This is a genomic window from Christiangramia gaetbulicola (genome assembly GCF_003054225.1).
GTDB lineage: Bacteria > Bacteroidota > Bacteroidia > Flavobacteriales > Flavobacteriaceae > Christiangramia > Christiangramia gaetbulicola.
Genome location: NZ_QBKQ01000002.1, coordinates 55,581 through 73,039, shown reverse-complemented (window position 1 = coordinate 73,039; position 17,459 = coordinate 55,581). Strand labels below are relative to the sequence as shown.

The 17,459-nt window shown below is 40.4% G+C and carries 8 protein-coding genes and 1 other RNA gene; 4 read left to right on the top strand and 5 right to left on the bottom strand.

Going from position 1 to position 17,459, the window contains the following annotated elements; all coding sequences use genetic code 11:
* Positions 1 to 5 precede the first annotated feature (5 nt).
* Complete coding sequence (locus C8P64_RS06955; RefSeq protein WP_108171361.1) at positions 6 to 833, top strand: glycoside hydrolase family 16 protein; 828 nt, start codon at positions 6 to 8, stop codon at positions 831 to 833.
* On the opposite strand, the gene rnpB is transcribed toward C8P64_RS06955, so the two are convergent.
* An RNA gene (gene rnpB / locus C8P64_RS06950) (RNase P RNA component class A) lies at positions 832 to 1,160 on the bottom strand. The two genes, C8P64_RS06955 and rnpB, sit on opposite strands and share 2 nt — an antisense overlap.
* A gap of 114 nt (positions 1,161 to 1,274) precedes the next feature.
* Here rnpB and C8P64_RS06945 point away from each other — a divergent pair.
* Together C8P64_RS06945 and C8P64_RS06940 are read left to right on the top strand one after the other, a co-directional pair.
* Complete coding sequence (locus tag C8P64_RS06945; protein ID WP_108171360.1) at positions 1,275 to 3,248, top strand: DNA polymerase III subunit gamma/tau; 1,974 nt, start codon at positions 1,275 to 1,277, stop codon at positions 3,246 to 3,248.
* A gap of 2 nt (positions 3,249 to 3,250) precedes the next feature.
* Entirely contained in the window at positions 3,251 to 3,832 is a 582-nt protein-coding gene (locus C8P64_RS06940) for a MiaE family protein (RefSeq protein ID WP_108171359.1), read from the top strand.
* Here C8P64_RS06940 and C8P64_RS06935 read toward each other — a convergent pair.
* The 4 genes from C8P64_RS06935 to pdxH are packed head-to-tail and all read right to left on the bottom strand — an operon-like array spanning position 3,829 to position 7,976.
* The gene (locus C8P64_RS06935; protein ID WP_108171358.1) at positions 3,829 to 4,731 is read right to left on the bottom strand and encodes a Ppx/GppA phosphatase family protein; all 903 of its coding nucleotides are present in this window, start codon (positions 4,729 to 4,731) and stop codon (positions 3,829 to 3,831) included. The two genes, C8P64_RS06940 and C8P64_RS06935, sit on opposite strands and share 4 nt — an antisense overlap.
* Positions 4,731 to 6,833: a polyphosphate kinase 1 gene (ppk1, locus tag C8P64_RS06930; RefSeq protein WP_108171357.1), complete on the bottom strand. Its 2,103-nt coding sequence runs from the start codon at positions 6,831 to 6,833 to the stop codon at positions 4,731 to 4,733. Before ppk1 ends, C8P64_RS06935 begins: the two co-directional genes overlap by 1 nt.
* Before the next feature lie 6 nt (positions 6,834 to 6,839).
* Positions 6,840 to 7,325: a SixA phosphatase family protein gene (locus C8P64_RS06925; protein WP_108171356.1), complete on the bottom strand. Its 486-nt coding sequence runs from the start codon at positions 7,323 to 7,325 to the stop codon at positions 6,840 to 6,842.
* Positions 7,326 to 7,328: 3 nt separating this feature from the next.
* A complete protein-coding gene (gene pdxH / locus C8P64_RS06920) occupies positions 7,329 to 7,976 on the bottom strand; it encodes a pyridoxamine 5'-phosphate oxidase (RefSeq protein ID WP_108172197.1) in 648 nt (215 codons plus the stop codon).
* 618 nt (positions 7,977 to 8,594) lie between these two features.
* On the opposite strand from pdxH, the gene C8P64_RS06915 reads away from it, so the two are divergent.
* Positions 8,595 to 17,447, top strand: coding sequence for an HYR domain-containing protein (locus tag C8P64_RS06915; protein ID WP_108171355.1), 8,853 nt, complete (start codon positions 8,595 to 8,597; stop codon positions 17,445 to 17,447).
* The last annotated feature ends 12 nt before the right edge of the window (positions 17,448 to 17,459 follow it).

Below are 17,459 nucleotides of genomic sequence, written 5' to 3'. Positions count from 1 at the left end.
GATCGATGAAAGCAATCTTTATCTTAATTCCTTTATTTATTTCAACATTTTCCTTTCAAGCCCGATCACAGAATTACAAACTCATCTGGAGTGATGATTTCCAGTATTCAGGAAAACCAGATCCGGAGAAATGGAATTATGAAACAGGTTTTATCCGAAACCTCGAGGAGCAGATCTACACAAAAAGAAAAAAGAACGTAAGAGTACATAATGGCAAATTAGAGATTATTGCTCTAAAGGAAGATTATGAAAATAAAAAATATGATGCTTCCATAAAGAATTACAGGTATAATACTCCTTATGCTGAATTCACTTCTGGAAGTATAAATACCAAAGGGAAATTTGATTTTCTCTACGGCCGTGTCGAGGTCAGGGCCAAATTACCTGCTGGGAAAGGTGTATGGCCAGCCATCTGGATGTTGGGTGCAAATTTCGACGAGGTAGACTATCCCAACGCGGGTGAAATAGATATTATGGAACATGTGGGAATAGAGCCAGAAGAAATACACGGCACGGTTCATTTTCCCGGGGAGGATACTTTGCAAATTATATCTGATGGCGGCATCAAAATATTAGAAAATGCTTCAGAACAATTTCATATCTATTCGGTTGACTGGACCTATGATAAAATAGAGTTTCTAATTGACAACAAAGTATATCATACTTTTAGAATTGAGGAAGCCGGTCTTGAAAATAATCCCTTCCGAAAACCATTTTATTTAATTCTGAATCTTGCGCTAGGTGGAAAATGGGCTGGAAAAATAGATCCTGATATATTACCTCAAAAATTCCTGGTAGACTATGTACGGGTTTACCAGCGAAAGGAAAATTAAAAAAAGCAGGCCTATAAGCCGGATTCTGTAACCCGGTAATTGACCGGGCTCCTTATCATTTGTCTGAAATTAGCGTTGCCACTAATCTTTAGCTGCCTACCCTCCGGCAACGGACGGGTAATCCTTGAATGCCGGTATACATGGCATTGCACCGCATAGAGTTTACCTGATTTCACTACAGCTTAACCTGTACATCCTTTCTGTTGCACTGGTCCTGATCTCACGACCGGTGGGCGTTACCCACTATGCTACCCTATGGTGTCCGGACTTTCCTCCCCAATCCCGATAGGTATCGGGAAATGTTGGGACGATAAGGCGGCCTGCTTCGGGGCAAATGTAAGTTAATTTATGTTGATTTCTTCCCGTATTTGTTCATAAATAAGCCTCCTCCCACTGGACTTTAGGGCTGTGATTTTTATATTTGTAGTTCAATACTTTTTGATGGAGCATTTTGTAGTATCAGCGAGAAAATACAGGCCGCAAACGTTTAAAGATGTGGTTGGCCAGCAGGCGATCACCAACACCCTGGCGAATGCCATAAACAACAATCACCTGGCTCAGGCATTGTTGTTCACCGGTCCGCGAGGGGTAGGTAAAACTACTTGCGCACGTATTCTCGCCAAAATGATCAACCAGAGAGAAACCCAGGATCCAGATGAGGATTTCGCTTTTAATATTTTTGAGCTGGATGCGGCTTCCAATAACTCGGTAGACGATATCAGGAACCTTATAGACCAGGTTAGGATCCCGCCACAGGTTGGAAATTACAAGGTCTATATTATAGATGAGGTGCATATGTTATCTCAATCTGCTTTCAACGCATTTCTGAAGACTCTGGAAGAGCCACCAAAACATGCGATCTTTATCCTGGCGACTACAGAAAAACATAAGATCATCCCAACCATACTCTCGAGGTGTCAGATTTTCGATTTTAAAAGGATCACTGTAACCGATGCCAAGAATTACCTTGGGTATATTGCGGAACAGGAAAATGTAAATGCCGAAGATGACGCTTTGCATATTATCGCCCAGAAAGCAGATGGGGCCATGAGGGACGCTTTGTCTATTTACGACCGTGTGGTTAGCTTTAGCGGTAATGATCTAACCAGGCAGGCCGTGACCGAGAACCTGAATGTTCTGGATTACGATACTTATATGCAGGTGACAGATCTTATCCTGGACAATAACATCCCACAGCTACTGGTAAAATTCAACGATATTCTTTCCAATGGTTTTGATGGTCATCACTTCATTGCTGGACTGGCCTCTCACTTTAGAGATCTTATGGTTTGCAAGGATCAAAGAACCATAAGCCTTTTAGAAGTTGGAGAGCAAACTAAAGCTAAGTATTTTGAGCAATCTCAGAAGACTTCGCATCAATTTTTACTGGAGGCTATAGAACTGGCCAATTCTTGTGACCTTAAATACAAGACCAGTCACAACCAAAGGCTTTTAGTGGAGCTGTGTTTAATGCAGCTTGCTTCAATTACTTTTGGTTCAGAAAAAAAAAAGACTGAACGAAAAATAGTTCCTGCCGCAAATTTTGAACAGGAAGCGGTAAGCATTTCTTCGGAAAAGAAAGAACTGGTAAGGGAAAATGAGCACGACAACTCCTCCCCTTCAGAAGAAAACAATCTACCCAAACCCAAGGTAGCGACCGAATCCTGTGCGAAGGAAGAGGAAGAACAATATTATTCTGAAGAAAGCCCTGCGGAAGCCACTTCTCAGCCTGAAATACCTCAACAGGAAATTCCCCAGGATAAGGGAGAATCAGTTGAAGATTCAAAAGAGGAAACAAAGACCGAAATAAAAGCAGAGCAACCAGTATCTGAAATTACATCTAAAATTGAAACGGCTAGAATTGCAGAGCCGGAGAAAAAGGTTGAAATCGAAGAGCCGGTTAATGAAGCTATAAAAGAGATCGAACCTGCAAAAAAGTCTTTTCCAGAGATCAAAAGAGAAAAGGTCTCCGGCCTTTCTTTAAAAAGTATCGGCAAGAAAAAGGAGCTCGAAGAGCAGCAAAAAGCCATGATGCCTACAGAAAAGGTCATGGACGATGATTTCACCGAAGAAACCCTGGTTACCGAGTGGAAGAATTATACCGAGAAACTAAAAAGAAAAGGTGAAAAGATCCTGGCTTCGATCTTTGAATCCCAGACACCGACACTTCAGGATAGAGAAATCCATCTAACCTTTCCCAACGAGACCATGAAGATCGACTTGGAAAGAGAGGAAAACCGATTGATGAGCTATCTTAAAGCGAAGCTTAGAAATACACATATCACTCTAAATATCCATGTGGATGAAGCTACTTCTAAAAAGTATGCCTTTACTCCACAGGAAAAGTATGAGAAACTAAAAGAAGCGAATCCATTACTGGATAAATTAAGAGCTACTTTTGACTTAGACGTATAATTATGTTAGGACTCAAATTACCCACAGACCCGAGATGGGCCGATATCGCTGAAAAAAATATTGAAGAAATTCTCGTAGACCACGCTTATTGCGAGCAAAAAGCTGCATCTACCGCAATTTCTCTTATAGTTACCTATCCTGAATATTCTGAACTGGTAACCGCGATGACCGCCCTGGCCAGAGAAGAAATGGGCCATTTTAAAATGGTGCATGACCGCATCCTTAAAATGGGCTTTACCATGGGATGGGATCGAAAAGATGAGTACGTAATTAAATTAAGGGAGTTTTTTCCTAAAGGCGGTAGCAGGGCTACGCAGCTAATCCACCGTTTGCTTATAGCCGGACTTATAGAAGCAAGAAGCTGTGAAAGGTTCAGGCTGCTTTCAGAACAACTGGAAGACCAGGAACTTGCTAAATTTTACAGGGATCTTATGGTAAGCGAAGCAAATCATTACACCATGTTCCTTAAATTCGCTCGAAAATACGGCGAGAGAGAGATTGTAGACCAGAAATGGCAGGATCTTCTAGAGTTTGAAGCCCAGGTAATGAAAGACCTGGGAACTAAAGAAAGTATCCACGGTTAGGATTTCTTTCTTTTAGATTCGTTGTAAAGTGATTTAATGATACCATCTGCCAGACCGATCTTTGGTACATAGATCCAGTTCGCTTTAGCCCACTTCATAGAATTCACATAGATCTTCGAAGCCGGGATAATTACATCTGCACGGTCATTTTTAAGATCCAGTTCAGTGATCCTTTCTTCGTAAGTGTAAGAATTCAGTTTTTCGTCGTAATCTTTAAGATACTTAAGGCTTAAAGGTTTACCTTCTTTTTTACCGCTGGTCTTGAAAATATTATTAATGTTTCCACCAGATCCTATCAGGTCTATATCATTATAATCCTTTGTGGTTTGTTTTACCCAATCCTGCATTTCTTCCCAGGTTTTATGTTCAACCAGGTCTTCCATCATTCTTACCGTACCAACTTTAAAAGATCTTGATGCGATCGTTTTACCATTGCTGTACATAGTATATTCGGTACTTCCCCCTCCAACATCCACATACAGGTAATTGCAATCATTCTGAATGAGCGCATGCAGATCTGTTACCGCAATTATTGCAGCTTCATGACTACCATCTATAACCTCGATCTCAATACCCGTTTTTTCTTTTACCGTTCTGGCAATTTCAACAGCATTCTTTGCTTCCCGCATTGCTGAAGTAGCATAAGCCTTATACTTTTCAACTCCATGAGACTTCATCAATAAATTAAAAGCCTGCATGGTATCTATTACTCTCGCCCTATTCTTTTCTGAAACTTTTTGCTTTAAGAAAACATCTGCACCAAGCCTGATCGGCACCCGTACCAGAGAGGTCTTTCTGAAGTTCGTTTCCATACCTTCCTTCTCGGTGATAGTTGAAATCAAAAGCCTTACGGCATTAGACCCAATATCTATAGCTGCGTATGTTCTTTGCTTTATCATTACTCCTGAATGTCTGTTTTTCTTAAATAATAGTCATATAATGCGAACTGAGACCGTACTTTTGGTCCCTTACTTTCCCGGTAAGGATTTTCCATTCCCCTGCAGTGATTCCTTGCTTTTACATTATCACTCCAGCTGATCTCAAATGTTTCTATGAGTTCCTGCTTAATATCCTTATCATAAATAGGACATGAGATCTCTACTCTCTGATCCAGGTTTCGGGTCATGAAATCTGCGGAAGAAATATAAACCTTAGTCTCTGTATTGTTTTCAAATATGAAAATACGTGGATGCTCCAGGAATTTATCTACGATGCTGATGGCCTCTATATTTTCACTTAAGCCCGGAACGCCTGGGACAAGACAACAAATACCTCTTACAATAAGCTTGATCTTCACCCCTGCCTTACTGGCGTTATATAGTTTTTCTATAACACCGTTATCAGAGAGGCTGTTCAGTTTGAGTCTGATGCCAGAAGGTTTTCCATTTTTGGCGTTATCGATCTCATTTTGAATAAGATTATAGATCACATTTCTGGTATAATGTGGCGACACGATAAGATGCTTGTATTTATTTACCTTGTAGTTCGTTTCGAAGAAATCAAATACCATGTTCACCTCCTTCAGGATCTCTGGATCTGCAGTGAACAAGGTATAATCTGTATACACCCTGGAAGTACTCTCATTAAAGTTACCGGTACTAATAAATCCATACCTCTTTAATTTTCCTTCTTCTTCCCTTTCGATCACACAGGTTTTACAATGTACTTTTAGTCCGGGAACGCCGAAAATAAGATTCACTCCTTCTTCCTGCATTTGCTCTGCATACCTGATATTAGCAACCTCGTCGAATCTTGCCCTTAGTTCTATCTGCACGGTTACTTTTTTACCATTTTTAACCGCGTTAATAAGTGAACTGGCGATGTGAGAGATTTTAGCCAGCCTGTAGATAGTGATCTTAATGGTCTTTACTTTAGGATCTAGTGCGGCTTCGCGTAAAAATTTCACCACGTAGGCAAAGCTTTGATATGGAGTGTAAAGTAAATAATCCTTATCTGAGATACCTTTTAATACACTCGTCTGCAATATTAATCCCGGTATAGGCAAAGGCTCCCTGACTTCATATTGTAGCTGTGGTCCTCCCAGGCTTGGGAAATCCATATAATCCCTTCTATTATGATAACGCCCACCAGGAATAATACTATCTGTAGCATCGATGCCCATCTTATTCATTAGATAGGTCAGGGTATCGCTATCTATATTTTTATCGTAAACGAATCTAACAGGATCACCTTTGATCCTGTCTTTTACGCTGTCTGAGATCTTCTCGATAAAACTCTTACTTAGATCACTATCCAGGTCAAGCTCGGCATCCCTGGTGATCTTGATCATATGAGCCGAAAGGCTTTCATATTTGAAGATATTGAATATCGTATTCAGGTTATACCTGATAAGGTCATCAAGAAGAATAACATACTGTTTTCCATTCTCCTCGGGAAGTACCACGAATCTTTCTATATTCCGCGGGATCTCAATAAGAACAAATCTCTTTTCCTTAGTAGTCTTTTTAATGATCTTTGAAATTCCCTGAGAGGCTTCGGTTTCTTCGGCCATGACCATTTTCACGGCGAGATAGGCGGCGCTATCTTTCAGTGATGGCATCTCCGGCAGGTCGTTCAAAATTATCGTTACCAGCGCCGGACTTACTTTACTAAGGAAAAAATTCTTAATGAATTCTTTTTGATTCCGGGTTACCTCGTCCTCATTTATAATATGGATATTATGAGATTTCAACTGAGTCTGGATATCATCCAGGATCTTCAGACTTTCAGATTGTTGATCGATAACAATTTTGGTGATCTCTTCGAGTAATTTATTCGCTTTTATTCCGCCGAGAACCTTTTTCCCTGCTTTTCCAGCAAGATCGATACGTTTAACTGTAGCGTACCTCACCTTAAAGAACTCATCCAGGTTATTAGAAAAAATACCCAGGAATCTTAATCTTTCAATAAGCGGCACCGTTTCATCTGCGGCTTCCTGTAAAACTCTGGCATTAAAAGACAGCCAGCTTAATTCTCTGTTTATATAACGTTTTTCGGCCATAAAGTACTATCGAAGATTTTTAGGCAATAAAGTTAGAATTGTTTTGCCTTTTCGAATATCCTCCCAGGAATTCTCCTCGAAGTCTATTACACATAAGCCGGTAGTTGGAAGATTATCCAGTTTCTTATCACCCAGGGAGTTCACAAGTATGGTCATGGCCGGGTTATGGCCAAATACAAATAACCGCTCTATATCATCCTTGCATGATCTAATTACCGACAAAAGTTCATTTTGGTTGAAGGTATACAGATCCTCTTTCACTACAAAATCTTTATCGGGAACATTCAACCTTTCCTTGAACATTTTTGCGGTTTCATGAGCTCTAACCGCATAACTACTCCAGAAAAGAGCGCCGGGTTCGTAGAAGTTCTGAAAAGCATTCAGCACAACTTCTGCATCCTTATAACCTCTTTTCTTTAAAGGTCGTTTATGGTCTGGCAGATCATTTTCCCATGAGGATTTACCGTGTCTTACTAAGATTAATCTTTTCATATCTTAAGGTGCTAGTCTTTCAATTTTCCAGTTATCATCAGATTCGATCGTGAATAGGATCCTGTCATGCAACCTGCTTTTACGTCCCTGCCAGAATTCATATTTAAAGGGCTTGATAATATATCCTCCCCAGTTCTCAGGTTTCGGAACTTCACTATTCTTATACTTTTCATCCAGGTTACTGAGTTTTGACTCCAAGTATTCCCTGGAAGGAATCGGAGAGCTTTGATCTGAAGCTTTTGCACCTAATTGACTGCCACGGGGACGGCTGTGAAAATATTCTTCAGATTCTTTCTCGGGTATTTTCGAAGCAACTCCCTGGATAATGATCTGCTTTTCTAACGCAGGCCAGAAAAAAGAGATACAACAATTTGCATTCTGGCTCAAAGCTTTCCCTTTTTGAGAATCATAATTGGTGAAAAAAGTAAAGCCTTCTTTACTATAACTTTTAAGAAGTACAATCCTGGATAAAGGGATCATGTCTTTTCCCACGGTAGAGATATTCATAGCATTTGCTTCCTCTACGGTTTCAGATTCATCGGCCAGATGAAACCATGATTCAAATAATTCTAAAGGGTCTTTAGGTATATCAGACTTCTTTAGTTCTCCTTTTTCATATGATTTACGATAGTCTTTAAGGTCCTTCTGCATTTCTTTGGAAAGTTTCATGCAATTTACAAGATTATTAAACAAGGCTGAAATGTTTTTAATTGAATTAAGAGGCTTTTCAGGTCTATAACAGTTAATACCGTTAAACGGAATTTGGCTTGTTGAAAATTTACAGAATTCACTTTCAAAATAAGCTGGAAAGACTACAAAATCTATTCACTTAAATCACATGTTTACAGGGATTTAAATTGGCTTTTTTGATCAATTTTTGAGGGTTTTCCCCTATTATTTTTAGAGTCTTCCTACAAAATTCCTACAATTTCTACTCGAAATCTATACTTTTTGAAGGGGGACAGAAATAAAAATTATGCATTTTACCGAATATATTCCCCGTTATATCTAAAAATTTTCATTTAGACTTCTTTAACGAATTAGTTGTAATAGTTTTACAGCAGAATTACACCACAATAGAGTCACCCCCCACACTTCTATAGGTAATTCCTCAAGATTACCCGGTGTATTTTTGACCCTTAAGTTTTTTCACACTGAACGCCCCAAATCAGATGTAATTGATTTTCTCTGAAAGTCAAACTATTGAAATTATTGAAACTATCGCTAACACCGATATTAACAAATTTGATAATTCTAAACATTATTGATATGATTTGGAAAACTACTATTTCATTTTTTGCTGCTTTGTTCCTTTCAATTGGAATTAATGCACAGACTTCCACTCCCGATCTAAGGGATTGTAAAAATCCAACCGGAACTACTCGATGGAATTGTCCATCTAATAACTTCACGTTAGACGATGTTTATTTAACATTAGTAGATGAAAATGGAACACCTATAAATACTGTTTCTTGCCAATCAGGTGTGTTAGAAACTGCTTCTGTTTATTTAAATTATACGTCAAACGCCAATAGCTCTATATACCAAACCAGAGTTTTTGCTGATTTGGTTATAGATGGAGTTGCCCAGGATTTGAACGTTTATCTTGGAGAAGTGAAGCCTGCTAACGCCGGTACACAATCAAGCAAAATTTATGGACCATTTAAATGGGAATGTGGAACCGAGCTGAGACTTGAAAATATTTTAATTGTTTGGAATCCAACTTTCGATAATAAAATTTCAGCAACTAATTACGAGTGTAGCTCTTATGGAAAGTCCCAGTGCGAGTTTGGAACTGATACTTTTATTGCTGCTCCACTAGCGGTACAATTCGATTATAGTGTTTGTAGAGAAAATGGAACAACTACAGTTAACTATTCTTCTACTACTAACGGAGGGAAAGCACCATATACATTTTCATGGGACTTTACTACTAATGGTAGCTCAGATAGTAATCAAGCTAATCCAACTTTTACAACCACTACCACTTCGAATTTCACCACCACTTTAACAGTTACAGATACTCAAGGAACCATTAGTTCATTTGATGTTCTGATAGAAAACCCATCTGAATTAAATGTTATAGGAGATGTTACAAACATTAATTGCGATGCTTCAGCTTTAGGAAGTATCGATATTGCCATCTCAGGTGGCACTCAACCTTTCGTAGTAAACTGGACCGGACCTAATGGATTTACTTCTTCAACTGAAGATCTTACAAATCTGGAGGCAGGTTCTTATACTGTTACTATCGAGGATACGTATGGATGTACAAAATCAAAAACTTTTACAGTTAGTCAGGACCTGAAACCGATAGCTAATGCAGGTGGAAATAGAGAAATCACATGTTTGAATCCATCTATTACCCTTGATGGATCTGGATCTTCTAATAATCCTAACGCAAATCTTACATACTCATGGAGCGGGCCAGATAGCTATACAGCATCTACTGAAGATGCAATTGTAACGGTTGCCGGATCATATACCTTAACTGTAACCGATTCTAATAACGGTTGTTCAAGTTCTGATACTATCATTGTTTCTCAAGATAAAAATGCTCCAACCGCTACAATTACCGGAAATGAGGAATTGACCTGTACTAATACTGAAACTACTTTAGACGCTTCTGGATCAACGGTTCAGGGAACAGCTTCATATTCATGGAATACTAATACCGCAGATGGTGCCCAGGTTGGAACATCTGCTACTTTAAATGTTAGCGCACCGGGAACGTATTATGTAACCGTAACAGATAGTGATAATGGATGTTCTGCTTCTACCTTTGTGGAAGTGACTCAGGACATCACTGCAGTGGTTGCTGATATTACCGGAAACGAAGAACTTACTTGTACGAATACAGAAATCACTTTAGATGCTTCCGGGTCAACTTTCCAGGGACCAGCCTCCTATTCATGGAATACTGCTAGCGCTAATGGAGCTCAGGTAGGAACTTCTTCTACCTTAAAGGTTAGTGCACCGGGAACTTATTATGTAACCGTAACAGACAATGATAATGGATGTTCCGCTTCTACTTTTGTGGAAGTAACTCAAGACATTACTGCAGTGGTTGCTGATATTACCGGAAACGAAGAACTTACTTGCGCGAATACAGAAATTACTTTAGATGCTTCCGGATCAACTTTCCAGGGATCGGCGTCTTATTCATGGAATAGTGGTAGCGCTGCTGGTAACCAGTTAGGAACTTCAGCAACTCTTAAAGTTAGCACTCCTGGGACTTACTATGTAACTGTAACCGATGGTGATAATGGATGTTCAGATACTACTTCAGTTCAGGTAACTCAGGACATTACTCCAGTAACAGCAAATATCACTGGAAACGAAGAACTTACTTGTTCCAACACTAGTATCACACTGGATGCTAGCTCATCTAACGTACAGGCCAATGCCTCTTACTTATGGAATAACGGGGCAACTACTTCTTCTATTGAAGTAACTGCACCTGGAAATTATTCAGTTACTGTTACCGACAGTGACAATGGATGTTCAGATACTGATTCTGTTCAGGTAACTCAGGATATCACTGAAGTAACAGCAGTTATTAGTGGAAATGAAGAACTGACTTGTGCCAATACTAGTGTCAAACTGGATGCAAGCTCATCTAATGTTCAGGCTAACGCTTCTTATTTATGGAATACCGGTGCAACTACTTCTTCTATTGAAGTTACTGCGCCAGGGAATTATTCAGTTACCGTTACCGACGGTGACAATGGATGTTCTGATACTGCTTCTGTTGAAGTGACTCAGGATATCAATGCAGTGTCTGCAGATATCAACGGAAATGAAGAATTAACCTGTGCTACTACAGAGATCACTTTAGATGCTTCTGGTTCTAGCGTGCAGGGAACTGCTACTTATTTATGGAGCAACGGAGCGACTACTTCTACTATCAAAGTAACTGAGCCCGGAAATTATTCGGTTACTGTTACCGACAGTGACAATGGATGTTCTGCTGAAACTAGCGTAAATGTTACTCAGGATATAACTCCTGTAATTGCTGCAATCACCGGAAACAAAGAACTAACCTGTGCTACTACCGAAATTACTTTAGATGCTTCAACTTCTACAGTTCAGGCTAATGCTTCTTATTTATGGAATAACGGAGCAACTACCGCTACTATTAAAGTAACTGAACCAGGAAATTATTCGGTTACTGTTACTGATAGTGATAATGGCTGTTTCGCTGAAACTAGCGTAAATGTTACTCAGGATATTACTCCTGTAATTGCCGATATAACTGGAAACGAAGAACTAACCTGTGCTACTACCGAAATTACTTTAGACGCTTCGGCTTCTACAGTTCAGGCTAACGCCTCATACTTATGGAACAACGGAGCAACGACCGCTACTATTACAGTGACCGAGCCAGGAAATTATTCAGTTACTGTTACAGATAGCGATAATGGATGTTCTGATACTGCTTCAGTTGAAGTGACTCAGGATATCAATGCAGTATCTGCAAGTATTACAGGAAACGAAGAACTTACTTGTGCCAATACCAGTATCACACTGGATGCAAGTTCATCTAATGTTCAGGCTAACGCTTCTTATTTATGGAATACAGGAGCAACTACTTCTTCTATTGAAGTAACTGCGCCAGGAAATTATTCAGTTACTGTTACCGACGGTGACAATGGATGTTCAGACACCGCTTCAGTTGAAGTGACTCAGGATATCAATGCAGTATCTGCGAATATCAGCGGAAATGAAGAATTAACCTGTGCTACTACCGAAGTTACTTTAGATGCTTCTGGATCTACCGTACAGGGAACTGCTTCTTATGCATGGAATACCGGAGCGACTACCGCTACTATTACCGTTACTGAGCCGGGAGATTATAGCGTAACTGTTACCGACAGTGACAATGGATGTTCTGCTGAAACTAGCGTAAATGTAACTCAGGACATCACTCCGGTGGTTGCAGACATCACAGGAAATGAAGAACTAACTTGTGCTACTTCAGAAATCACTTTAGATGCTTCAGGATCTACCGTTCAAGCAACTGCTTCTTATGAATGGAATACCGGAGCGACTACTGCTACTATTACCGTGACCGAGCCAGGAGATTATACCGTGACTGTTACCGACAGTGACAATGGATGTTCTGCTGAAACTACTGTTACCGTGACTCAGGATATTACTCCTGTAGTTGCCGATATTACCGGAAATGAAGAACTAACCTGCTCTACTACAGAGATCACTTTAGATGCTTCGGCTTCTACAGTACAGGCAACGGCTTCTTATTCCTGGACCAAAGATGGTGATGCCACTGTAATTGGAACAAACGAAACACTAACTGTTTCTGAAACCGGAATGTATTATGTAACGGTAACCGACAGCGATAATGGATGTTCTGATACTGCTTCTGTTGAAGTGACTCAGGATGCTAACCTTCCCGTTGCTACCATCACAGGGAATGAAGAATTAACCTGTACTACTACCGAAATTACTTTAGATGCTTCGGCTTCTACAGTACAGCAAACAGCTACTTATTCATGGAGCAGAGATACGGCAGACGGAACTGTAATTGGTTCTGAAGCTACCTTATTAGTATCTGAACCTGGAACTTATTTTGTAACTGTGACTGATGTTGAAAATGGATGTTCAACTACAGACTCAGTAAACGTTACTCAGGATATTACTCCGGTAACTACTGATATCACTGGAAACGAAGAATTAACCTGTGCTACTACCGAAGTTACTTTAGATGCTTCTGGATCTACCGTACAGGGAACTGCTTCTTATGAGTGGAATACCGGAGCGACTACCGCTACTATCAAAGTAACTGAGCCGGGAGATTATAGCGTAACTGTTACCGATAGTGACAATGGATGTTCCGCTGAAACTACTGTAACTGTAACTCAGGATATCACTCCTGTAGTTGCTGACATCACAGGAAATGAAGAACTAACTTGTGCTACTTCAGAAATCACTTTAGATGCATCTGGTTCTACCGTACAGGCAACTGCTTCTTACGAGTGGAATACCGGAGCGACTACCGCTACTATTACCGTGACCGAGCCAGGAGATTATACCGTGACTGTTACCGACAGTGACAATGGATGTTCTGCTGAAATCACTGTTACCGTGACTCAGGATATTACTCCTGTAGTTGCCGATATTATTGGAAATGAAGAACTAACCTGCTCTACTACCGAGATCACTTTAGATGCTTCGGCTTCTACAGTTCAGGCAACGGCTTCTTATGCCTGGATCAAAGATGGTGATGCTACTGTAATTGGGACTAACGAAACACTGACTGTTACTGAAACCGGAATGTATTATGTAACGGTAACCGACAGCGATAATGGATGTTCTGATACTGCTTCTGTTGAAGTGACTCAAGATGCTAACCTTCCCGTTGCTACCATCACAGGGAATGAAGAATTAACCTGTACTACTACCGAAATTACTTTAGATGCTTCAGGATCTACTGTACAGCAAACAGCTACCTATTCTTGGAGCAGAGATACAGCAGATGGATCTGTAATTGGTTCTGAAGCTACCTTATTAGTATCTGAACCTGGAACATATTTTGTAACTGTAACTGATGCTGAAAATGGATGTTCAACTACAGACTCAGTAAACGTTACTCAGGATATTACTCCGGTAACTGCTGATATCACTGGAAACGAAGAATTAACCTGTGCTACTACCGAAGTTACTTTAGATGCTTCTGGATCTACCGTACAGGGAACAGCTTCTTATGAATGGAATACCGGAGCGACTACCGCAACTATTACCGTAACTGAGACGGGAGATTATAGCGTAACTGTTACCGATAGTGACAATGGATGTTCCGCTGAAGCTACTGTAACTGTAACCCAGGATATCACCCCAGTGGTTGCAGACATCACAGGAAACGAAACACTTAACTGTACTACGACCAGTATAACTCTGGATGCAAGCGGATCTACTGTTCAGGCTGATGCTTCTTATTTATGGAGCACCGGAGCCACCACTTCTTCTATCGAAGTTACCGAGCCGGGAGATTATAGCGTAACTGTAACTGATAGTGATAATGGATGTTTTGCTGAGGCTACTGTATCTGTTGAACAAAATACGATCACTTCAGAAGCTATTATAACCGGAAATGAAGATCTTGATTGTAACAATACTTCAGTTACTCTGGACGCGAGTACATCTACAATTCAGGGAACAGCTACTTACTTATGGAGTACAGGAGCAACTTCAGCTTCTATTGAAGTAACCGAAGCGGGAGATTATTCTGTAACCGTTACCGATAGCGCTAATGGCTGTTCTGATGAAACTTCAGTAACTATTAATTTCATTGAAGATACAGAGCCACCGGTTATTACCGAATGTGCTGCTGTTATAAATACAATTGCTGATGAAGGAGTTTGTACTGCTTCTGAAGTTGAATTGGGAACATTAACTGCGACAGATAATTGTCCAGCCGAATTGAATATCACTAATGATGCTCCTGAAGTATTTCCTCTAGGAGAAACTACAGTAACCTGGACAGTGACCGATGCTGCTGGCAACTCAACTACCTGTGAACAGATCGTAAATGTGATCGATACTCAGGCACCAGTTATTACTGCTTGTGCTTCAAATATGATGACCGTTGAAGCTGATAACGGAGTTTGTGAAGCATCTCAGGTTAATCTTGGAATGCCAACGGTTTCTGATAACTGTACCGCTACTGCAGATCTGACTATTACAAACGATGCTCCTGAAGTATTTCCTCTTGGAGAAACTACAGTAACCTGGACCATCACCGATGCTGCTGGGAACTCAACAACTTGCGAGCAGATCGTAAATGTGATCGATACTCAGGAGCCAGTTATCACTGTTTGCGCTTCAGATATGATGACCGTTGAAGCTGATAACGGAGTTTGTGAAGCATCTCAGGTTGATCTTGGAATGCCAACGGTTTCTGATAACTGTACTGCTACTGCAGATTTAACTATCACCAACGATGCTCCAACTGTATTCGCTCTTGGAGAAACTACAGTAACCTGGACCATCACCGATGCTGCTGGGAACTCAACAACTTGTGAGCAGATCGTAAATGTGATCGATACTCAGGCACCAATTATCACTGCTTGTGCATCAGATATGATGACCGTTGAAGCTGATAACGGAGTTTGTGAAGCATCTCAGGTTGATCTTGGAATGCCAACGGTTTCTGATAACTGTACTGCTACTGCAGATTTAACTATCACTAACGATGCTCCAACTGTATTCGCTCTTGGAGAAACTACAGTAACCTGGACCATCACTGATGCAGCTGGTAATTCAACAACTTGCGAGCAGATCGTAAATGTGATCGATACTCAGGCACCAGTAATTACTGCTTGTGCGGCTGATATAATGACCGTTGAAGCTGATAATGGAGTTTGTGAAGCATCTCAGGTTGATCTTGGAATGCCAACGGTTTCCGATAACTGTACGGCTACCGAAGATCTGACTATTACCAACGATGCTCCTTCTGTATTTACTCTAGGAGAAACTACAGTAACCTGGACCATCACCGATGCTGCAGGAAATTCAACTACCTGTGAACAGATCGTAAATGTGATCGATACTCAGGCACCAGTAATTACTGCTTGTGCGTCTGATATGATGACCGTTGAAGCTGATAACGGAGTTTGTGAAGCATCTCAGGTTGATCTTGGAATGCCAGTTGTTTCTGATAACTGTACAGCTACTGCAGATCTAACTATCACTAACGATGCTCCAACTGTATTTGCTCTCGGAGAAACTACAGTAACCTGGACCATCACCGATGCTGCTGGCAATTCAACAACTTGCGAGCAGATCGTAAATGTGATCGATACTCAGGCACCAGTTTTTGAAACTGTAGCCGATATAAACCAAAATAATGATACCGGAATCTGCGGCGCTGTTGTAAACTATGATATTCCAGTTGCAACAGACAACTGTGGAATTGAAAGTACAACTCTTACTAGTGGGATCGCTTCAGGAGAGGAATTCCCAATAGGAACAACAACTATCACTTATACTGCTACAGACGGTTCAGGAAACACTTCAACAGTAAGCTTTGATGTTACTATCACCGACAATGAAGCTCCAACTATTGAATGTCCTGAAAGCTTTACTGTAAATGTAGAGTTCGGAACAACTTCAACTATTGTTACATATAATGAAGTTATTGCTTCTGATAATTGTGGAGAAACAACAGTAACCATGACCAGCGGTATAGCTTCTGGTGGAGAATTCCCTGTAGGAGATACAGTTATTGAATATACCGTGGTAGATGCTAATGGAAATGAAGCTACCTGTGAATTTACGATCACAGTAGAAGAAGATCCTGCTCCTGCTCCACCAGCTGCACCAGAACCAAGGATAGTTGCACCTACGTGTGAGAATCCATTCGGATCTATAACAATCACTACTGAAAATGGAGTTAGCTTCACTATAGATGGAGAAAACTTCCAGGATAGCGGAGTATTTGAAAACATTGAACCTGGAACCTATCAGATAAGCGTAAAAGACGAATTTGGTCAGGAGTCTGAAGTAATCACTGTTGTTATAGAAGAACCAGTTGCTGAAGAAATTGAGGTAACCCAGGCACCAGACCTTTATAACGATGGAAACACGCCAGCATTTGATCTTTTCGATCTACTTGTGGGAGATGTTGATGAATCGGGTACCTGGATAGATAATGATAATACAGGCGCACTTGATAATGGATTTATCGATCCTTCTATAATGGAAGCCGGTACTTATATTTTCACCTACGAGCTTGATGGGTTCTGCCCTTCCAGCACACAAGTTAGTGTAACTATTCTTGAAGCTATCGTTCTTGACTGTAGCGTAGAAGATATTAAAGACGGTATTTCTAAAGCGGTGACACCTAACGGTGATAACAGGAACGATTTCTTTGAAGTAAACCTGGACACAGAATGTGGCTTCACTTATGACCTTAGAATTTTCAACAGATGGGGTGCTGAAGTTTACACTGCACAGAACTATCAGAATGACTGGGATGGTTATTCAAAGAGTTCATTTACTAGCTCGAACCAACTACCTTCAGGTACTTACTACTACATTCTGGAGATCAGAAATAGTGAGTTTCAACCTATACAGGGATATATCTACTTAGGAACTAAATAAAAAAGGGAAACC